The organism is Pontibacter pamirensis (genome assembly GCF_010015475.1).
Lineage (GTDB): Bacteria > Bacteroidota > Bacteroidia > Cytophagales > Hymenobacteraceae > Pontibacter > Pontibacter pamirensis.
On sequence record NZ_SSNI01000003.1, the window covers coordinates 110,647 to 131,521 of the forward strand.

The window sequence follows — 20,875 nt, forward strand, 5'->3', positions numbered from 1 at the left end:
CACTGAAAAGAGCATTAACGAGTTAATCCCTATGATAGAGCAGGAGGAAAAACTTCAATGGAGAATAGCTGAACTTGAGAAAAGATTAGCAGAAAATACACGCGAACTGGAGATAGAAGCTGCTCTGGAACGAGTTCGTGCAAGGGCCATGGACATGCATCATACATTTGAGCTGAGTGATGTATTGTCTGTCCTTTTTGAGCAGTATGATATCTTAGGCATCTATCCGGTGTTCTCACACCTCACGCTCTTTGATGTAAAGAACAATAGATTCTCTTTCCGGACAACGGGAAGAGGTGGCCAACGTGTTCAGGCAGAGCAACAGATTGACATTGATGCAATAGACGCATGGAAAGAAAGCGTGGAGAACTGGAAGAAAGGAGGCCCTAACCAGGTGAACAGCCATGTGTACCCTAAGGAAATTCTCCCACAGGTGTTTCAGTTGTTTCATGATATTCTTTCAGTCATACCTGCAGCAGCAAGGTATTATCCTGAAGATTTTCCTGATGGATTGTTCATTACCCAGGGGTACTGCACATTCGGCTATGTCGGGTTTGGTCATAACAGGCCAGCAACAGAAGAAGAAAAAGGAGTTGTCAGAAAGATAGCCGTTGAGTTTGAAAGGTTGTACCAGCGCTTTATCGATTTACAAAGAGCAGAAGTCCAAATAAGAGAAGCACAAATTGAAGCATCCCTTGAGCGGCTAAGGGCGCGTACCATGGCCATGCACAGCAGCGATGCTGTAGGAAATGCAACAGGGGTACTTTTTAGTGAGCTGGATAAACTCGGCATTCCGCTATTGCGCTGCGGGTTGATCATCATTGATGAAAAAGCAAAAACAATGCAGGTATGGAGAGCCACTACCACCCAGGATGGAACAATAGGCCAGGCAACAGGCAACGTATCCATGACTATTCACCCTATGCTGGAGGCTGCTTACCACGCCTGGATACGAAAAGAGCCGGTTTTCAGGTATGACTTGTCAGGTGATGATGTCGTGAATTATTACAAAGCGCTTTCAAACAATGCTTCTCAATTTACCCAGAGTGTCACTGTTGAGAAGCAATCCAGCACATCCTTCTATTTTAATGAAGGAGCTCTTTTCACCTTTTCTAAAGAACCGCTGGATGCGGAGGCATGTGCTGTATTAAGCAGGTTTGCGGCGGTTGTTAGCCTAACCTACCGCCGTTACCTGGATTTAAGAACTGCGGAGGCACAGGCAAGGGAAGCAGTAAAACAGGCTTCGCTCGACAGGGTTCGTGCAGAGACAGCATCCATGCGCACGGCACGTGATCTGGAAAAAATAACCCCCCTGATATGGAATGAACTCACCGTACTTGGCGTTCCGTTCATACGTTGCGGTGTATTTATCATGGATAATCTGCGTCAAGTCAGTCATACCTATCTCTCTACACCTGATGGTAAAGCAGTTGCAGCTTTTGACCTGCCATACGATGCCCCTGGAAATATTGCTCAAATCGTCCTTCACTGGAAAAATAAAAAGACATATTCAGAATTCTGGGACGAGGAAGCTTATACCGCATTCGGCAGTGCTTTGGTAGATCGTGGCATTTTCACTTCTAAAAAACAATACCTGAGTACTCTGCCAGGTGGAGGCTTTTTCATACATTTTACACCTTTTCTGCAGGGCATGCTGTATGTGGGAAACACTGCTTTGCTAGGTGAAGAGGAGATGAAGTTGATTCAATCCCTGGCTGATGCGTTTTCTACAGCCTATGCACGGTACGAAGATTTCAGTAAGCTGGAGGCAGCCAAACAACAGGTGGATAGAACCCTGCTCGACCTGAAGCAGGCGCAGCAACAGCTGATCCAGGCCGAGAAAATGGCTTCACTTGGACAACTCACGGCAGGCATTGCACACGAGATACAAAACCCCCTCAACTTTATCAATAACTTCTCTGACGTTAATACAGATCTGATTGCTGAGATGAAAGACGAGATCAGCAAAAGCCATTACGATGAAGTGAAGGTAATTGCCGATCTCCTGGTTGAAAACGAGAAAAAAATAAATTACCATGGCCAACGAGCGGACGCCATCGTGAAAGGCATGCTGCAGCACACGGGAACCCACAGGGGTAAAAAGGAGCTAACCAACATCAACAGCCTGTGCGACGAGTATGTAAGATTGAGCTATCATGGTCTGCGGGCAAAAGACAAGACATTCAGTATAGAGATAAAAACGGACTTTGATGAGAGCCTGGACAGGATATATGTCATTCCCCAGGATATCGGAAGAGTGTTCTTGAATCTGTTCAACAATGCCTTTTACGCAGTAAATGAAAAGAGACAGAAGCTAAGAGAAACATATAAACCGATTGTGATGGTAACGACCACCAAGGAAAACGGGAAGGCGATTATCAAAGTGACAGACAACGGCCCTGGCATTCCGCAAGGTATATTAGACAGAATCTTCCAGCCTTTCTTCACCACCAAACCAACCGGACAAGGAACGGGCCTGGGTTTATCGATGAGTTACGACATTATAAAAGCACATGATGGTGCCATAAAAGTGGAAACGAAAGAGGGTGAGGGCTCAGTGTTTGTAATTGAATTACCTATTAAAACTACTTGACCCCTAATAGTACATCTGCCTGCTCATTGCAGATGTATGATAAGCAGGCACCATCCTGCTGCGGCAAAAGGGGCTTTTTCAGGAAGTGGTTGAGCTTAGGAATGCATTCTGTGTCTGAAGTAGTCTCATGCATCTGCTCTAAAAGCTCCATTATAGCTCCTCCCTATACTACCTTCAAATCCAGTCTGGGCACGTTTCTGAACTCTTCCATATTTACCGGAATAATCCGCTGAGCACCGGAAGACTTGAACTGGATTTTTTTTGATGAGCCCGGTGTGTCCTGTGAACATATGAAGTTAGACAAATCCATATTGAGATCCATAGCAAACCCCCTCAGATGCCACAGAGGAATTATTTGTATTTATATTTTTACCTACTTATTAAACGCACTAAAGACACGCGAAGCATATTGCAGATCATTCTTATGCGCTGTCACAGCATCCATGGTATTTGGGGTCTGCTCCTCTACACACTGCTCCAATACCAGGTGCGGGCGCACGCCCAAACTCAGAAGTTCATTAGCCAATTGTTCATAATCAATATCCCCTTCTCCAAAGGTTTCCGACCAAATGCCGTTTTTTGACTGCCGCAAGTGAACTTCGGCAATACGATTGCCGTACAGACGCATAATGTCGAACATAGCCACTTGAGAGTTACCTGAGCCCCGGTAAAGCCAGTGTGGTTCCAGGCACAGTGCTACATGCTGCGGGTCAGTTGCCACCATCATATGATGAAACTCCCGCGCCGAACGCCGCATTTCACTGTCATGGTTATGATAGGCCAGGGTGATGCCCTGCTCCCGGAGTTCTGCCCCGATCTTGCCTAAATATTTAGCCTGCAAGGCCAGTTCAGCATCCGTTTTGTCTTCTTCTCCGCCCCAGCGGATGGGACTGGGGTTGGTTACTATTATCTTAACGCCCAGCGGCCTGGCAGCTTTGGCAATCGACACCACCTGCTCCAGACTTTCTTCAGCTTCCTTTTCTTTGTGCAGCGTGCACCCCACGTAAAGCGAACGCATCTCTATGTTGTGCTTCTTGAGCAGCGGCGCCAGCAGGTGTAGTTCTTTCGCTTTATTAACGGACGGCTCATATCCTGGAATGCCCGATTTGGCAAACTCACCCAAGGAAGCGTCCAGATCAGCGAACCAATCCCGCCCCTGCCGCTGGTAAAAGGTAATCCAGGAATATTCGTTTGATGCAATGTGCAGCTGGTCCGCCGCTACAGGATGGGCCAACACATCCCAGGCCGGAAGTAAGCTGGCTGCTGTCAGGCTGGCGAGGCTGCCAAGGAATGCACGGCGATTCTGTATCATCAGAATTATACTATATCTTGTCTTCAATTAATTTATAAATTGGGAACCCGATGGCAGAAAGTATACCCAGTTGAGGCTTAAATAACTGTTCCCATCCAGGTTTTCCGGGAAAGTAGTAGCTACAGCATATAGGGTATGCTTGCCATTTTGGGGCTTTATCCTGAAGGCCTGCTCTTTCCAGTTGGTGATGACATTGGTGATATTTTTTCCGGGAGCCTCAGTCGGTTTTAAATCAAGAAAACCTATTTCAGGCCCGTCAGGCTTATCTAACCTGAAAGATAAACGGCACGGGAAAGTGGTAGCAAAAGCTACTTTCAGGTTTTCAATGCCCGTCATATCAATATCATCAAAGGAGATATAGCTTTTATCTGAAGGAAAACGGATGTAAGTATTGTTATAGCGGATGGCGCCAACGTTCTCGTCGCAGTTAATGGCTTTGACCTTTGCATTGCGTAAGACACGATTCGCTTGGCCAACCTGGGGAGAAGTATTCCCATAGCCCTTGTCTTTATACATGGCCCGGAAAACGTAAAGTCCCTCCGCTTTGCTATCCGGTTTAAAAGCCCCCTGCACCGGTAATCTGTTTTTCGCCTGTTGCTCTTTTCCTATATCCAGAATGAATTTCACCATCTCGGACACCTCTTCTTTCTTGAGTTGCGGATGTGCAGACATGGCAGCCTGGCCCCAATTGCCATTGCCTCCCCTGATGATTTTCTGTGTCAAGGTCGCTAATGTCTTCTCATCGTTTTTGTAGCGCTTTGCCACTTGAAGCCAGGATGGCCCGACGGACTTCTCTTCTTCCTGATGGCAGGCCAGGCAGTCGCTTTGTTTGATAAACTGCTGCCCCGGGTGCAGGTAAAGAGATGCTGCATTTTCCTGGTTCTGAGCCAAAAGTGTTAAGTCGGTACCCATATCAGCTACATCTACAGTAACTAACACTTCATCCGGGCTAATTCCGCCTGTAGCCAGACTTCCTTCTTCTTTGTCCTTTACCTTTACCTGGTAGTCTACTGCCTTCTGGTTCCAGTAGAAGCTTTCATTGCCCGCAAAGTCAATCTCTACCTTTGGCGGTTCATTTCCTGCTTCGATTTTCACCTCCTGTGAGGTACTTAAACCGGCAACATCAGTCACTGTTAAGCGCATAAGGTATGTGCCAGGTGTGTCGAATTGATAGCTTGTTTCCGGCGCAGGTTGGAGTTGCTTCCCCTGTCCTACCAACTGCCACTCGTACCTCAGTTTATCGTTCTTGTCATAGTCGAAAGATTCAGTTGCCGAGAAATTAACCGTGAGTGGCACTGCACCGGCCGTTTTGCTGGCATGAAGCCTGGCTACGGGAGGTCGGTTCCCTTCAACGTAATCAATTCGGACAAGACGGGAGTTTTGGTTTTGGGCAAACCAACCTGTGCCGTATTCCAGCACGTAGAGCGCCCCATCAGGGCCAAACTCTAAATCTATGGGATGATCGAATTTCACGGAAGGCATGAACCGCTCAATGTCTGTTAAGTTTCCATTTTCATCTATCGTGACCACATTAATCCAGTCTCGCATCCATTCGGAGATAAACCACTTTCCACTGTAATACTCCGGAAACTTCCGGCTGCTCTTAACCCAGGCAGGCTGTTGCTGATAAAGTTCGGAATGATAGAAAGGGCCGGCAATCGGACTTTTACCCCCAGTGCCTAGATTTTTGAAATCTTTTGACTCGTCGTAGGAGTACCAGATGATCGCACTCTGTGCTGGGGGAAGGTTCTGAAGCCCGGTGTTATTGGGAGAATCATTCACCGGATTCTGAGGATTGAAAAATGGTCCTATTTCTTCGGTGGCAAAGTTAAAGTCGGCATAAGCCTGGTTATTCCCGGCAAAATAGGGCCAGCCGAAGAAGCCGGGTTGTTTCGCCTGGTGCCATTCGTCATAGCTGATAGGGCCTCTAGCCGGGTCATCAATAGTGTTCTGCCCAACGTCGCCCCAGTACAACCAGCCGGTCTTCGGGTCAACCGTAATCCGGTAGGGGTTGCGAACGCCCATCGCGTATATCTCGGGCCTGGTCTTAGGGGTGTTTAACGGAAACAGATTCCCCTCCGGGATAGAATACGTTCCGTCCGCCTCGGGTTTGATGCGCAACACCTTTCCCCGCAGATCATTTGTGTTGCCGGCGGTGCGCTGTGCATCCCAGAATGCACGTCCTTTTCTTTCATCTATGGAGTTGAAGTAACCTGGGTTGTGTGGATTGGTGTTGTCGCCTACGGCAATGTATAGGTTCTTGTCAGGACCAAACGCCAGTGAGCCTGCCGAATGGCAGCACTCTGTTCGCTGCGTCGGGATTTCCAGTAATACTTTCTCTGTTTTGAGGTCAAGTGAGCCCCCCTCCAAAGAAAATCTGGATACCCGCTGCACTTCCTTTTCGCCTGCCGGGGAGTAGAAAAAGTATACAAAACGGTTTTGGGCAAAGTCAGGATCCAGGGCCAAGCCAAGCAGGCCATCTTCTAAATCATGGAAAACGGGGACTTTCGCTAAAACGCGAACCTTGCTTTCTTTAGCGTCAAAAAGCTTGACCGCCCCGGTTCGTTCGATAAACAAAACATCTCCATCCGGCAGAACCTGGAGCTCCGTGGGCTCATTTAAATTAGAGGCCAGCTCTATTTTCTGGAAACGCTCCGGGTCTGGTACTGCAGTCTGCGATTGACCTTCATTTTTATATGCTACCTCGTCACTTGCAGCTTCATTAGCACCTGTTCCTTTACAAGAGTACAAACCTCCAGCAAGGGATAAACAAATGTACAGCCATAGCATACCATAGCTTTTACAGGTCCTGAAGATGATACTATATTTTTCAGGAGACTTCATGCGCTTATATTGCTCTAACATAACAAGTCAATCTTTCAAAATCAAAAGTATAAATGCAAACTTTATGAAGCCTGCATGGAGGCATTTACCTATCAGTTCATAAGAATCTTACGTGATTAAGAAGCGCTGCTTGTTCTTTATGTAATTTCAGCCTTAGCACTTCCACCTTTTTGGCATACTCTATAGTAAAGGTTAGCTAAAATAAAAATAAACTAAAGATTATCAAGTGGAATGGTGGTTTTGTCTGGTGCGTAACTGGAAATGTCGGCATATATCTTCGTGCTGCAGCAGCGCCTGAATGGAGCGTAGGTGAGTTAAGTGCTCTAATTAGGGTGTGGCACAAGAGTGGCGCACCTTATGTGATCTTGTCGTTAACTGTGTTCTCTCCGTAGAGGTTTGTAAGGTGTTATAGATGCTCTCCACCATGTATAGCCCGCCCGTATGCCCCTCAAAAAGACATTCCGATATACATTCCAATATAGAAAAAAGTGTCCAAAAAAACGTAAGACATTTCCTGAGAATAGGATGTTTGAAATCGCTCCGTAGGGGTGTTAAAATAGACGTGAAAAAAAAGAGGCTGTTCCGACTTTTCGGACAGCCTCTTTTTGTACATAGCCAGTAAACTGAGGCTTTACAAAGCAGTTTTTGATTCTTTTAATATTATTCCAGGGTATAGCACCCCGTCAATCGCCTCGAAGGGCAGTCCCAGCAACTCCGCTACGACAGGCGCTATATCTTCCAAGCCCATCATAGGTAACACGACACCTTTATTAAACCCTGCTCCAGAACCGATGAAGCCCGTCTGTATTTCATCAAAATCAGGAAAAAAGCCGTGGGTGCCTCCTTTTGCAGGCCTGATAGGCTCCCCCTCCACAGCACTGCTCATCGCTATTCCCTTTACAGGTGCCAGGGCCAGGACTGCCGCCGGGTCTGCACCAATTTTATCCAACTCTGTCCGTTCCACTATCCGGAAGAGCTTCTTTGGGACTCCGGCAAGCTTGCTAATATAGCTCTTACCTCGCTTATAGTCTTTTTGTCGCCTTTGTTCTTCAGCATTAGGAATGCAGCAGCGCCTGATGTATGGAACCTGGCTTTCCAGTCAGACGCGTTGGTGCCGGTAAGTCCTTTGGTGGCAAGCCATACGTTGGGAGCCAGGCTTGTGTGAATGTCCACAAAGCCGTGGTCACCAGTGATGATGATGGCGGTGCTGTCCTTGATGCCCGCTTTATCAATGGCTTCCATGATGTTGCCAATGGCCCGATCGGCTGTTGCGACCGCCGCGCTCACGTGCTCCCCGTAGCGCCCCTCCCCGTGGGCTGCATGGTCCACGCAATAAAGGTGCAGCGTCAACAGGTTCGGCTTGTGTTTCTTGATCAGGTATGCCGCCATCCTGCTGCCGTTTTCGTCTGTTATCATGTAGTCACTGTTCAGGTCGTCAGGCTCCAGCTTGCCCGTGGCGTTCAGCTCGATTTCCTCAAACAGCCCTTTTGGTGTTGCCTGTTGCCTGATAGGTGTTACACGGTCCATGTTCTTATCCAATGACCACACCTCCGGGATGTTATAATCGATGGGAGCACCTGCAGACACAGGCCAGAATACAGATCCGGAGGTAAGGCCGGCCTTATGCATCGCATCCCACAGGGTTTCCGTTTTAATCAGGCTCTCCTCCCAATACCAGCGCCCGGTCTGCCCCTCCGGCTCGAAAGGAGAATTATAGTAGATACCGTGCCTGGCTGGCATAGCACCCGTCAAAATTGTTGTATGCGATGGGTAGGTGACACTAGGGAAGACACCTCTCACACCATCGGCATACACGCCGCTGTCTGCCAGCTTTCTCAGGTTTGGGGCAGGCCAGGAAGGGTCCTTGTAAAACTCAGGGCGGAATCCGTCTATACTGATGACGACTACATATTTGGCTGCCTGGCCAAAGCAGGTGAAGAAACAAAGGGCACTAAGTAAAACTGTTATGGTAAAGCACTTCATATTGTCTATAGTTTAAGAATTAAAAAGTGTGGGAGCTAAACAGCCCCCACACTTTTACTAAGAAATAAGGCTGGATTAGAAAGAATACTTAGCTCCTACCTGGATCTGGTATGGTGTTCCGTTCTGCTGCGTCACACCCACGTTTTCATTTACGCGGTAGCTGTACTCCTGCGTTTGCTGGTCAAAGCCTGTCACAAACAGGAGGTTTTGGTTACGAAGGTTGTAGTTTACACCCCAGTCTTTGTTCAGCAGGTTGGCAAAGTTGAAGGCATCAACACTTATCGTTAGCCCCTGGTCTTTGAAAGTCTTAATGGTCTTTGCAAGGCGGAGGTTGAATGTTCCTGAAAAAGGGTTGCGCCCTCCGTTGCGGTCTGCTATACTGCCCAGGCTTTCACGTAAGTAATCTGCTGCGCGGTTGTCCGGGTTAGCCAGTACCTTCTCCATGGAGATTCTTACAGACTCCGGCGTGTTCGGGTTAGAAGGGTCAAAGACAAAAGCTAAGTCGTTGTCAGTACCGGGACCACCCACAAAGTCACCGTTGATATCCGCGTCCACCAGCAGCGAGTACCTCGTTCCGCCGAACCCAGTGAACGTTCCGCTGAGCACGAACCCTTTCAGGCTGGGCGTGGAGCCGAACACTGCCACCTTGTGGCGGAAATGGTTGTCAGAATAATACATCTCACTCAAGTCACGGGGGTCAGACTTAATAGGCCGGAAGGTAGAGGTATTGGCCACGTTTCCGTTGTAAGACGAGTTGTCCCTTGAGTCGTTCATGGTATAGCTTAGGTTCAGGTAGCCGTCTCTCAGGTAACGTATGTCGGCATCCACAACCACAGCGGCCTGGCGAAGCTCCGCCCCGTTCGTAAATTCCAGCGTACGGCCCACAGCCTGCGTTTTCCTGCCCAGCACGTTGTCGGTGATTCCCTTTTCTGTGATGGTGTTGGCCGGCACAAAGACACCGCGGTTATCTTCGTTGGCAAGTCGGAAGTAGGGTTCCTCCACCAGGTTCCGGTCAAGGTATACATAGTTGTTCCAGGTTTTAGAGTAAAGCAAGTTCACTCCCAGACGCAGCCAGTCACCGATAATCTTATTGTAGTTCAGGTTTGCCTTGAAGATAGAAGGCATCTGCAAATCAGCGCTGTTCAGGTTGATGGTGGATACATTTGGTACCCCCGCTATAAGTCCCGGCGCAGAGCTCGGGTCCAGGCGGTAAGCCGGAAAATCAGGCCTTGGCACCAGGTTCATTCCGCTTGCGGGGCGTGTCACGTCCACGGCGGCCACCATGGTACCGCTGTTCTGGATGTTGTTTACCTGCGCATAGGTGATGGGGTTGGCAGAGAACATTCCTGCTCCGAACTTCAGCACGTCCGTTCTATTGCCCGCCACATCCCAGGTGAGCTGCACCCGCGGCTGAATATTATTCCAGTCTGTCGGGTTGTTGTCTGTGCGCAATCCCAATGCCTCGTCCACTACGGAGTTATACTCCCCTGCCTCCAGGTAGCTTGTCACATCCCAACGCAGGCCAAAGGTTGCTTCCACGTTTGGCAGCGGCTCGTACTGCACCTGCCCGAAAAGCGAACCGTTCAGCACCCACTGCTGCACCGATGGTACTCCTTGCAGCGGCACCTCGCGTGCGTAACGGGAGGGGTTCAAATTGTCAAAGTCTTCCAAGCTATTGAAGATAAAGCGCCCGTTCTGCTCACTGGAGATATAAGTATCTAAATAGGTTAGTGTGTTGTCAGTTCCGAAAGTGAAATTATACCTCCCCTTAGTCAGGTAAGTGGTGTTCACCAGTTGTATCTGGTCTTCCAGGTTGTCTTCTGGCAGGTAACGCTGTCCGCCCAGCTGCACCTGTGTGTTACCCAATGTTCCGTTCGGCAGCTGTGAGCGCACCGTTACTATGGCGCGCGGGATGTTAGCCGATGGCAGTTCCTGGTTCGGCACATAGTTTCGGGTAGCCCGCTGGTACTGCACCTTCAACTCATTGAGCAGCGTGGGTTGGAACTGCGTTCTCAGGGAGAGCAGCGTACTATTTTCCCTGGATTTGAAATCACCATACACTTCGAAGAGGTTGATAGGCGAGTTGTCGCTGACGCTGTAGGGGTTGTTCCAGTCGCTGTAGTTATTGCGGAGCGTCAACTGATTGCGGTCGTTGATTTGCCAGTCAAGTCTGGCAAAAAACGTGTTAGCAAGGGTTTTCCTGCCGAACTCTCCCACCTGCAGGTTGTTGCTCAGGCCGTACTTTTCTCGTCCAATTGTAATCAGCGTGTCCAGGGCGCCTCTGCTGATGCGCAAAGCGTTTTCGTCTGCGGGTTCTCTGATATCAGCTATAAAAAAAGGCATGGTCTCGTCCTGGCGGTCAAGGGCCGTGAAGAAGTGCAACTTGTCTTTGATGATGGGGCCGCCCAGGCTGAAGCCATACTGGTTTGTGGTGAAGTTCTGCTCCCGCTCATTTCCCCGGATGTCATAGGGGCTGGAGAGAAAGTCAGAGCGGTAGTAGTCAAAAACAGAACCTGTGAATTTGTTAGTGCCTGACTTTGTCACCGCACTGATAGTACCACCACCCTGCCTGCCGTAAGTCACGTCATACACGTTTGTCACGACCTCAAACTCCCGAATTGCCTCCATAGATAGTGCATAAGGGCCTCTCGCCAAATCCCCTGAAGTCAGGTTATTTCTTGCACTTACACCGTCAATCAGGTAGTTGGTGGAGGAGGCAAGCTGGCCGCTGATGTTGCCGCCAATTACTGTAGGGGCCAGGGAGGCGAGGTTGGTGAAATTACGGTTCATGGTCGGAAGCTTCTCAATGTCCTGAGCCCTGATGAAGGTGCTTCCCCCGGCACGGTCGATGCGGCTACTGAGAGAGTTCGTGGTGATGACAACCTCCTCCAGGTCTGTGGCCGCCTGCCGCATCACGAAGTCAACAACCAACTGGTCTCCTAAATTCAATGCAAAATTGTTTTGCACCTGCGTAGCGTGCCCTATATAAGAGGCTTTCACCTCATAAGGCTTCCCGAGCGGCAGCTGCTTAACAGAGTAGCTGCCTTCACTGTTTGACAGTGTGGCGGTCTGAAACCCAGTGGATTCATTTCGAACCAGCACAGTTACTCCCGGTAATCCGGCACCTTGCTCATCCGTTACTTTTCCAACAATGGAAGCGCCTGTTACCTGTGCCCAGGCGTCCTGCGCGGCAGAAAGCAGTACCAGAAAGGCGATGCTGAAGAGCGAGTAGTAGAATTTCTTTGTCATGTAAACTAAATTATGGTTATGATGCAAAGCTACTGTCGCCATGTTATGGCAGTGGAAAGCCATTATTACAGTATCATCAAGTAAGCTCCCCTGATTTTACCTTACTGTTATGCCTCTGGCTACAAACCCGCCACAGAGTGGGAGAATAAATAAAAAGAGGCTGCCCCATGTTGGAGACAGCCTCTTGCTTGTAAACTTTACTGTAAGAGCATGTTAAACTTTATACTTTGAGCTGCAAATACGTGCTTTCAGAACCTGACTTCAGCTATTTTTCGCGCAATAGCGCTGCTATTACACTCAAAATGAGCTTTATCAGAACCCAAAATCACGCATTTTCGCTATCAAAAACAAAATTTAAACATGCTCTAAAAGCCTTTATTCTGACAGCACTATTTTTTCTGTATGGAATGACTTTCCGTCTTCGCCCACTAGCTTCACTTCCACAGCAAAGGTGTTTTCCTTCTCCTGGAAGGTAAAGAGCCCGAAATGCTTTTGGTTTACCAGTGGACCTACACGGTATGGGTTGTATTCGCTGGTGTTGTTGGTGGAGGAGTGCGTCAGCCCGCTGGAGGTTATCTCGTGAATTGGATAATCCACCCCCTCCACCTCCATTTTGGAGAACTCACCGATATGCCGGTCTCCGCTAATGAGTATTACGCCTTTCGCCTGTGTTTTAGCAAGTAAGTCGAACAGGCGCTTGCGGGCTGACGGAAAATTCGCCCATTTCTCATAGGGGTGCTGGTCGGGTATAAACTGAATGCCGGAGCCGATGATGTGCGCATCCGCCGTACTCTCTTTCAACTGCTTCTCCAACCATTCCCACTGCGCTTCCCCTAATAAGTCTCCCTGTGTATTTGGGATATAGGCTTTTACGCTGTCTTTCTTCAATGCATCCTGGTGATAGCGCGCGTCAAGCAGTATCACTTTGACTGTTTTGTTCTTCAGCTTATAGTCGTAGGCAGCATATATTCCTTCCTGATTTCTTCGGATGCTGTTTGCCGGCTCTTTTAAAAAGTCCAGTGCCAGCTGCTGGCTTTCCTTTTTATGCGGGTATTCCTTACCGGCATCATTACGGCCATAATCATGGTCATCCCAGGTGCCGATAACAGGTACTTGGGCAGTCAGCTTTTTGTATCCTTCCTGGTTTGCCTGCGTCTCATACTTCGCCTTCAGCACCGACATGTCATCCGAGTCACCGTAAATGTTGTCTCCCAGCCATACCCATAAATTGGGTTGCTCTTTGGCAATTACCTCCCACATGGGCTGTGGCAGGTTTTGCCTGTTGCACGAACCAAAGGCCATGACGAACTCCTCCCCTGTCTGAGCAACAGCTGTACCCAGGGTGAGCATAAATACTAAACTGAAAAAACACTTTACCATCTTTTTAAGTCTTTTTACTTTTGAGGCAAAGGTCAGCAACTCAGGTAAAGTGCATGTTATGCTACTGTAATGTTCCCGTTATCTTTCCTTATATAAATTGGAATTGCAATGTTTCAATGGAGACTTTTTTCAGGTAGCCACAGCCTGACTGCAGGAATAGGTTTTCATAGTGGCAAGGTGGTACACCCTTTCTGTTTTTCATCGACTTAAAGAAGATATCAGCCACAGCGTTATCCCAATAATTGCCCTTGCGACTCATAACTCATGGTTTTTACCACTGGCATTCCCTCCAGCTGCTCTCTGAAGGCACTAAAGGCGTATTGCACGCCCCGGTCAGAGTGAAACAGATGAGGCTGTCCGAAAAGTCGGAACAGCCTCTTGTTTTGTCAAATTTATTCGCCCCCCTACGGAGCAATTTTAAATAATCAATTCTCAGGAGGTGTCGTTTACCTGTTTGGAGACCCTCATCTGCCAGCCCGCCACGGTGTTTGAAGGAGGCGTCAACTATAAGTCTATCCATTATAGTCAAATTTAATACTTTCATAAATCTGCCTATCAAACGCCTCCAGTCAAACGTAGCAAGTCCAGTGCCCGGAGGCTGCTGTCATACCCTGGCGACACTGTCTAACCACACCTGTACTAAGTTACTACCAGAAAAAGGGAAGCGCCACGATGGGCGCTTCCCTTTTTCTGAAGTAAACAGCAGTGTCTTACTTCATCTCCACCAACTCACCACAGGCCACCGGAAGAGTAGCCATATATCTTCTGGGGCTAGGGTTCCTGCTAGCTGGTACGACTCTATTATTAATTACATAAGCGCCATGAATCACAATCACACGCTTATCCAGCTCCAGGTCTTTTACTGTCTGGGTGCCGTTGTGCATGGCATCGAATGCAGAAACAAGCGAGTTTGTCATCACCTTTCCACCATAACTGATGGTACCGGCAGAGGTGGCAACAGGAAAGTTATCAGATGTCAGCGGCACCAGCCTGTCGTCCAGTGGTATAAGCACAGGCCCGTAGAATGGAAGGCCATCCTCCAATGTCAGGAGCCCATCGTCGCCTGCTGCACTTGGTGGGGGGCACATAGCATCCTTGTCTGACATGTTTTCCATTACAAATCCGTGGATGTGCTGCGGGTGCACCATGTCCGGCGCCAGTCCCTCCACGTCGGTGATGACCTCGAAGTGGCCGTCCGGGCTCATCATCACGGTCGCCGTTCCCGTCACGCCCGAATTATTGAGCGGGTTCAACTGCACCTTGTACATCTTCATCTTGCTGTTATTGCCCCCAGAGCCGCCTCCAGGTATAACGCCATCCAGGTCACCCAGCTGGTCGCAGCTTGCCAGGAAAATAGTACCCATAACGGTAGCAGCAAGCACCTTGGCAGAAGACACAGCTTTATGCATAATTGAATTTAGCTTTGTATTGTTTTTCATAAGTATTAATTTTTAAAATGTTTAATATTAAAAGTTGAATGTTACTATCTATGACACGATGAACGGCTTCACAATGTCTACTACCATCTGCATGGACAGCGGCTCATCCCAGGCTTCTCTCACTGCCATCACCGGTACTGTTGTCACGTCAGTCACTTCCACACCCACATGCGTGGTGTTTTTCTCACCGGCGTAAACGGCGCTGCTTGCCACCATGAAAGTACCTCCGAATCCGTCTATGCCGTCGTAGTCCTCTTCCGTAATCCAGCCTTTTCTTCCGCGTATGCGCCTTACCTGCGAGGCGTGCCGCGCCTCCACCGCATGAATCTGCAACGCCACTTTCAGCAATTCGTCGTTGTCTATCAGGTTCGGGGCCTGCCCCTTGTAGGCTCTCACTCCCGTATCCTCCAATGCCTGCGACAGGGCCAGGAAGAGCTGGTAGTTGCTGAAAGGACTAGGGAACACGCCGCCTGCGGTAAAGTCGAACATGCTCGGCACGCCATCCAAATTTCCGCCCAGGGCCTGGATCGTTGCCTCCAGCAACTCCACGTGAATGCGCTCGTGCTCCCGGATGGCCATGAACACGTTCTGATGTCGGCTATTGATGATGCCTGAGTCCACACCCTCTATGTAGTACTGGTACTCCAGCCGCTCCAGGGTCAGTGCGAATTTGAGCACACCTATCACGTCGCTGCTTTGCGCAAAGGCCATCTTCGGCATCATGGTAAAGGCTGCCACCGGCAGGGAGGCAAGTGCCACTTTCTTTGTCAGGCTTCCCAGTTTCCGGAAGGCCTCTTTTCTGGACATGTAGATGTCCACTTCTTCTTCCGACTTATTATCTGTGTTGAAAGAATCGAATAGTTTTATAAAATCCATCGTAGTATCCTCCGGTTAAGCTTTTGGTAAATTACTCGCGTCAATCTCTGTCACAATGAAAGGGGCAGCCATCTGCAGCACCTGCATAGGTGGCAGCGCCTCATCCAGTCCATCGCTGATAAAGTCCACAAAAGCATCATTTGGAGCGATAAGGTCATAGATGGCCTCCGCGTGGCGTGCCTCCACAGAAACGATTTTACCGGCCACTACCAGGAAGTCGGGGTTGGTAAGGAGCGGGCCAGCGCCGTTGTAAGCCGCCACGCCAAGGTCCTCAAATGTCTTAGCTGTCTGCAGCACACTGTTTCTGTCTCTGAAGTCCACCATGCTAAAGTCAAACTCCAGCTTGCCGATGGCGTTATTGCCCAACGCCGCCTCATAGAACTCGCGGTGTGCCACCTCGTGCTGCCGAACGTCCTCCAGCACTTTTATTTCCTCACCAGACGCACCGATGTAAAAGCCCAATAGCGCGACTTTGGTGTAGAAGGCCGCCTCCAGTTGCTCCAGTGCATAGGCATAGTTGAGGATGCCAATGTCCCCGCTCCCCAGGTTCACTTTCTTGGGTGAGTTGGGGTTCTTCGGTGGGATAAACTCCTCGAACTGCTCACAGCCGGAGAGCAAGATAGCGGATGTGGCCAGTGCGGCCCCGCTGTACTGCAGAAAAGACCTGCGGGAGCTGCCAAGCCCCTGGTCAGGCTTGTAGCCCTTCCCTTTTGAATCGGTAAAGTTTAACATACTAATCCATATTAAATAAAAAAAATACTAATTTTAAACATTTATACCTCTTCTGCTGCTTTTGCTGCCATTAATCTTGATAATCTTTTCCATTCTGTCAAAAAATACTTATCTATTTAATAATCAGACATATGTGAATATATCATGTTACCTGCCTTACACATCCAGGAGTAGCAGCAGCCCCTGTTTAAACACAGTTTATTGGCGCCTGATAATTTGTTTTGTTATATAATAAAACTACTTACGCTTGTGCATCTGAATGTTTGAAGGCAGCAGCTTAATAAAGGGTGTAGGTACATGTTTAATGAGTGAGCACTCATTTATAATTAGAGAAAGGGAAATCTAGGGCCACTGCGATGGGGGAAGTTGCCATGCGCCCTCTATGATAAACAGGAGTAGCTAAATCTATATAGCCCACGCGCAAAAGTAGGCTCAATTTGCTAAAGCGCAGCTATAGCAAGTCGTTAAGGGAAAGTGGGACGCCTGTTATCTGACTGCCCAAGCCATTAACGTATACCGCCCCTATACTCAGTTTGCAACTTTGGACTGGGGAACGAGAGCGGGTCAGACTGGGCCACTGACTATGTGATAATACTGAGGGAAAGAGAGTAAGTCGATAGGCTGTTCGGCCAGTGTGGGACGAGAACAATAACGATATGCTGGAGGTAAACGAGTAAGGTTACTATAAAACCTAAAAACGAAGGCGATCAACCGCGCTGTCTGGATAACAAAGAAAGTGCATTATGTTGATATATCTTTTTTGTAGAGTACCGCAGTGAAACGAGCAGATGTATTTTTATCAAGCGGGAATGCCCGATCCCTAATCTGACTCGAGCCCTCTTGTTTATTAGCCTTTGCCGGATGATAACTCATTTACCCTATGCACCTTCGGAAGCCAGAAAACAATAAGGGCTTGGGTGTCAGCGACTGCCACTAACTTGCTAACCATTCTCTGCTATACACACAGTACAAGTGTTGATGTTGATACTACGGGCAGCGCAAAATTGCACTCATTTCAGCAATTAACTAAAGTATTGAGCTGACGCTTCCGCTTCCACTAAAGATTATCCGGCTTTCACTGGTCTTATTAGTCCCTGCACAGGTTAGTTCCTTTTTTGTGTAGGTACATTAAAGAGCAGGACGTACACAGCATTGGGAGAGAAGAAGCTCTTTGCCTGTAGATCAAGCAGACCCTACCCTGCTGGCTTGCACCTTTCGCTTTTACACAAATGCTATTATCGATTAACCAAATGACTGAACTATGAAAATCAACTTGACTCAAAAGATGAAAATAAGCCTGCAAAGGCAGAAAAAGACAGCCGCAAAGTTTTCTGCGACTCTCTTTGCGGCTGTCTTCATGTTCAGCTGCAGCCAGGTTCCTGTTGTCGGGGATGGGCAAAGTTCCGGACAGGACCCAGTAGTTGCTGGTGGCAGTGAGCCAGCTGGAAACACTGAAGTACCGACCGATGCCGGTAAGATTGAACCCAACGGACCGAATCCGAGTTGGGCACCCAGCATTGATCCTCAGATGCTGGCTGTTATTGAGCAGTTTCAAAGCTATGGCATTGTACCATATCCTAAACTGGCAGCAGACCAGGCGCGGGAGGAACCCACCTTCTACGATGCCTTAACAGACCTGCTGCGGGAGCACAACATTAGCCCAAAGCCTGCCAGCGTATCTGTTAACCATAGGGTGATACCGAACGATACAGACCTGAACCTGCTGGTACGTATTTATACTCCTAAAAGCGGCACGGGTCCTTTCCCTGTTATCGTGTACTACCACGGCGGTGGATGGGTGCTAACAAACCTCGACACTTACGAGCCTTCGGCCAGTGCGCTTGCAGACAAAGCAGGGGCCATTGTAATATCGGTGGCTTACCGGCAGGCGCCTGAGCACCGGTACCCGGCAGCCCATGAAGATGCTTTTGCCGCTTACCAATGGGCACGTGACTCTGCATCCGTTATTAACGGTAACCCTGACATGGTGGTCACTGCCGGGGAAAGCGCCGGGGGCAACCTGGCTGTAGCCGTAGCTTTAATGGCCAGGGAACGGAATGAGCCAATGCCGGAGCACATACTTTCAGTTTACCCTATAGCGGACGGTGATGTTGACTCGCCCACTTATGACGAGTACGAGAATGCCTTCTTCCTGAACAAGGGCCTGATGAAGTGGTTCTTCAGCCTGTATGTGCCAGGCTGGGAAACAGAGACACACCCGCTGATAGACCTGGTAAATGCCAACCTGAATGGATTGCCGCCAACAACCATCATCAATGCCGAAATTGACCCCCTGCGTTATGAGGGACAGTTACTCGCAGAGCGGCTGCAAGCGGCAGGAGTACCCGTGGAGCGCAAAGTATATGAAGGGGTAACGCATGAGTTCTTCGGCATGAACGCGCTACTGGAAGAGGCCGTTGCAGCGCAAGATTACGCCGCCATGCGACTGAAAAGCGCATTCAAACAATAAGTATATCTTATAGAGGGGCTGCAGACACAGTTTAGGTTACAGTCTCGCAGCAGCCGCCAAATCATCTAGCCTACAATTCGCTCCAATAAGAATAACTGCCGTTACAAAACAAGAAAAGGCTCCCCGTGATGAGAAGCCTTTTCTTGTTCTACAACTAAACTTTTTAACTCTAGTTGCGAAGTGCACATTTCACTGTGCCGCTACCTTCGAAGACCCACCCCTGCCCCTCCCAAGAGAGGATTTTCGGCCGAGAAGGAAGATTCCCTACCTCGGAGGGGTTAGGGGTGAGTTTATTTTGGCTACGAAAAAATTAATCGCAACTTAAGTTTTTTGTAAATACTGGAGCCTTATTCAAGAGAGCATCTCAGGGTTCCGGCATATTATGGGAAAGCATTTCAACCATAATCAACAGCGTCAGCATCAGTTTAACAATATGAAAGCCTGCTGTACAAACAAAGTATGGCTGCCTGGAAAAAGCTTACAGTAAAACATTGTAATCTCAAGCATCTGCTATTGGCTGTTAACTACCAACTGCGCGTCTTTTAGTCCGGGTGATGCTGCTATAATTTTTATGTTGCCAGCCTCTCCGGCTTTGGCACGTACGATAACCAACGCAAGGCCGTTAAAGGTTTCCCGCTCATGGCTTGGGAAGGGAACAAAGCTGGTCGGGTCGCCATTGTCTGTCGCTACAATCTCCCCGGGACCTGATATCACGAAGGTAATGGGGCTGTCCGCCTGGGGAACAGTGTTGCCGCTGGCATCTTCTACGAACGGTAATGAAAGAAAGGTCTTCACCGTCTGCATCAATTACCTTACGGTCTGCACTCAGCTCCAGTCTGGCTGCATCACCTGCTGTTGTTACCGCATCAGTTGCCCACTTTTTCCCGTTCTTGTAAGCCACCACTTTCAGCTCGCCTGGCTCTTATGTCACCTCGTCCCAGCGCAGACGGTACTCATACTTCCCTTTTTTCTTTCGCCCGAGGGACTTGCCGTTGAGGAAAAGCTCCGCTTCATCTCCTGAGGTGAACACATGCACCGGTGTGACTTCTCCCACCCGCTCCGGCCAGGTCCAGTGCGGCAGGATGTGCGCCATGGGGAAATCGGGACGCCAGTTTGCCTGGTAAAGGTAAAAGCGATCTTTCTTGAAGCCAGCCAGGTCAATAACCCCGAAATACGAACTGCGGGCTTCGTAATACGGGGTGGGTTCGCCGAGGTAGTCCCAGCCACTCCAGACAAACCCGCCTGCCACGTAAGGGTGCCTATCCAGTGAGCCGAACACTTTATCTGCGGAGGAGCCGAACGGCGCAGTATACAGCTCGTAGGCGCTAAACTGTTTGGTCTTGGGATCCCCGCCTAAACCATCCCGCACCGGCGCACTGATTCCCTCAGCAACTGGAAACAGGTATTCCCCGCGACTACTCAAAGCGGCAGCGTTCTCGCTGCTGAGGATAACCTTGTCGGGAAACGCTTCATGAAAGGCCGGGTAAAGCGGGGAGGTGCGGATGCCCTGCAGGTCGGCATAGGCAGGCGCGTCGCGGATTCCTTCGCCCTGGTAATTCAGGCTGATGACATCCATGGATCCGGGAAAAGGCATGTGGGGTTTGGCATAATTCATCGAGGCGGTTGTGGGGCGGGTAGTATCCTCCTCTTTCACGATGTTGTGCAGCCGATTTGCCAGCGCAGCGCCTTCCTCTTCCGTGTATTGCTCCCCAACCTCATTGCCGAAGCTCCACATAATCACAGAGGGATTGTTGCGGTCCCGGCGAATTAAGGCACGCAGATCCTGCTCATGCCAGTCAGGGAAAATGAGGTGGAAGTCGAGCGGTCGCTTCTTCCGCTCCCAGACATCGAACACCTCGTTTACCACCAGAAAGCCCATTTTGTCTGTTAACTCGAGTAACTCAGGAGCCGGCGGGTTATGGGCCATTCTAATCGCGTTGGTGCCCATCTCCCGGAGTAGCTCGAGCTGCCTTTCGGCTGCACGAATGTTGAAGGCA

At 49.2% G+C, this 20,875-nt stretch carries 13 protein-coding genes; 2 read left to right on the forward strand and 11 right to left on the reverse strand.

Annotated elements, in window-relative coordinates; translation table 11 throughout:
- Positions 1-31 precede the first annotated feature (31 nt).
- Positions 32-2,593 carry a sensor histidine kinase gene (locus E1919_RS27485; protein ID WP_237144003.1) on the forward strand — a complete coding sequence of 854 codons (2,562 nt, stop codon included), beginning with the start codon at positions 32-34 and terminating at the stop codon, positions 2,591-2,593.
- Positions 2,594-2,966: 373 nt separating this feature from the next.
- Here the strand turns inward: E1919_RS27485 and E1919_RS04665 are convergent, their stop codons facing one another.
- The 9 genes from E1919_RS04665 to E1919_RS04700 all read right to left on the reverse strand — a co-directional run bounded on the left by E1919_RS04665 (position 2,967) and on the right by E1919_RS04700 (position 16,408).
- Positions 2,967-3,905, reverse strand: coding sequence for a sugar phosphate isomerase/epimerase family protein (locus E1919_RS04665; protein ID WP_162052195.1), 939 nt, complete (start codon positions 3,903-3,905; stop codon positions 2,967-2,969).
- 27 nt (positions 3,906-3,932) lie between these two features.
- A complete protein-coding gene (locus E1919_RS04670) occupies positions 3,933-6,749 on the reverse strand; it encodes a PQQ-dependent sugar dehydrogenase (protein WP_237144004.1) in 2,817 nt (938 codons plus the stop codon).
- A gap of 631 nt (positions 6,750-7,380) precedes the next feature.
- Positions 7,381-7,713 carry a hypothetical protein gene (locus E1919_RS27280; RefSeq protein ID WP_202915844.1) on the reverse strand — a complete coding sequence of 111 codons (333 nt, stop codon included), beginning with the start codon at positions 7,711-7,713 and terminating at the stop codon, positions 7,381-7,383.
- On the reverse strand, positions 7,713-8,732 hold the full coding sequence (locus E1919_RS04675) for an alkaline phosphatase family protein (RefSeq protein WP_202915845.1): 1,020 nt from the start codon (positions 8,730-8,732) through the stop codon (positions 7,713-7,715). The genes E1919_RS27280 and E1919_RS04675 overlap by 1 nt, the downstream gene beginning before the upstream one ends.
- Positions 8,733-8,807: 75 nt before the next feature.
- Positions 8,808-11,981: a TonB-dependent receptor gene (locus E1919_RS04680; RefSeq protein WP_162052197.1), complete on the reverse strand. Its 3,174-nt coding sequence runs from the start codon at positions 11,979-11,981 to the stop codon at positions 8,808-8,810.
- A gap of 375 nt (positions 11,982-12,356) precedes the next feature.
- Positions 12,357-13,361: an alkaline phosphatase D family protein gene (locus E1919_RS04685; RefSeq protein WP_162052198.1), complete on the reverse strand. Its 1,005-nt coding sequence runs from the start codon at positions 13,359-13,361 to the stop codon at positions 12,357-12,359.
- A 710-nt stretch (positions 13,362-14,071) separates the two neighbouring features.
- Positions 14,072-14,800: a hypothetical protein gene (locus E1919_RS04690; RefSeq protein ID WP_162052199.1), complete on the reverse strand. Its 729-nt coding sequence runs from the start codon at positions 14,798-14,800 to the stop codon at positions 14,072-14,074.
- 48 nt (positions 14,801-14,848) lie between these two features.
- Positions 14,849-15,676 carry a ferritin-like domain-containing protein gene (locus E1919_RS04695; protein ID WP_162052200.1) on the reverse strand — a complete coding sequence of 276 codons (828 nt, stop codon included), beginning with the start codon at positions 15,674-15,676 and terminating at the stop codon, positions 14,849-14,851.
- A gap of 15 nt (positions 15,677-15,691) precedes the next feature.
- Positions 15,692-16,408: a ferritin-like domain-containing protein gene (locus E1919_RS04700; protein ID WP_162052201.1), complete on the reverse strand. Its 717-nt coding sequence runs from the start codon at positions 16,406-16,408 to the stop codon at positions 15,692-15,694.
- Positions 16,409-17,669: 1,261 nt separating this feature from the next.
- On the opposite strand from E1919_RS04700, the gene E1919_RS04705 reads away from it, so the two are divergent.
- Complete coding sequence (locus E1919_RS04705) at positions 17,670-18,878, forward strand: alpha/beta hydrolase (RefSeq protein WP_162052202.1); 1,209 nt, start codon at positions 17,670-17,672, stop codon at positions 18,876-18,878.
- A 510-nt stretch (positions 18,879-19,388) separates the two neighbouring features.
- On the opposite strand, the gene E1919_RS27285 is transcribed toward E1919_RS04705, so the two are convergent.
- Both E1919_RS27285 and E1919_RS27290 read right to left on the reverse strand, forming a co-directional pair.
- Entirely contained in the window at positions 19,389-19,682 is a 294-nt protein-coding gene (locus tag E1919_RS27285; RefSeq protein ID WP_202915846.1) for a hypothetical protein, read from the reverse strand.
- Between the two features lie 118 nt (positions 19,683-19,800).
- Positions 19,801-20,865, reverse strand: a complete 1,065-nt coding sequence (locus tag E1919_RS27290) for a glycoside hydrolase family 2 TIM barrel-domain containing protein (RefSeq protein WP_237144016.1) — start codon at positions 20,863-20,865, stop codon at positions 19,801-19,803.
- Positions 20,866-20,875 lie beyond the last annotated feature (10 nt).

Coding starts and splice junctions, on each gene's coding strand:
- E1919_RS27485 (WP_237144003.1), top strand. CDS start 32: ATGATAGAGCAGGAGGAAAAACTTCAATGGAGAATAGCTGAACTTGAG.
- E1919_RS04665 (WP_162052195.1), bottom strand. CDS start 3,905: ATGATACAGAATCGCCGTGCATTCCTTGGCAGCCTCGCCAGCCTGACA.
- E1919_RS04670 (WP_237144004.1), bottom strand. CDS start 6,749: ATGAAGTCTCCTGAAAAATATAGTATCATCTTCAGGACCTGTAAAAGC.
- E1919_RS04675 (WP_202915845.1), bottom strand. CDS start 8,732: ATGAAGTGCTTTACCATAACAGTTTTACTTAGTGCCCTTTGTTTCTTC.
- E1919_RS04680 (WP_162052197.1), bottom strand. CDS start 11,981: ATGACAAAGAAATTCTACTACTCGCTCTTCAGCATCGCCTTTCTGGTA.
- E1919_RS04685 (WP_162052198.1), bottom strand. CDS start 13,361: ATGGTAAAGTGTTTTTTCAGTTTAGTATTTATGCTCACCCTGGGTACA.
- E1919_RS04690 (WP_162052199.1), bottom strand. CDS start 14,800: ATGAAAAACAATACAAAGCTAAATTCAATTATGCATAAAGCTGTGTCT.
- E1919_RS04695 (WP_162052200.1), bottom strand. CDS start 15,676: ATGGATTTTATAAAACTATTCGATTCTTTCAACACAGATAATAAGTCG.
- E1919_RS04700 (WP_162052201.1), bottom strand. CDS start 16,408: ATGTTAAACTTTACCGATTCAAAAGGGAAGGGCTACAAGCCTGACCAG.
- E1919_RS04705 (WP_162052202.1), top strand. CDS start 17,670: ATGAAAATCAACTTGACTCAAAAGATGAAAATAAGCCTGCAAAGGCAG.
- E1919_RS27285 (WP_202915846.1), bottom strand. CDS start 19,682: ATGCAGACGGTGAAGACCTTTCTTTCATTACCGTTCGTAGAAGATGCC.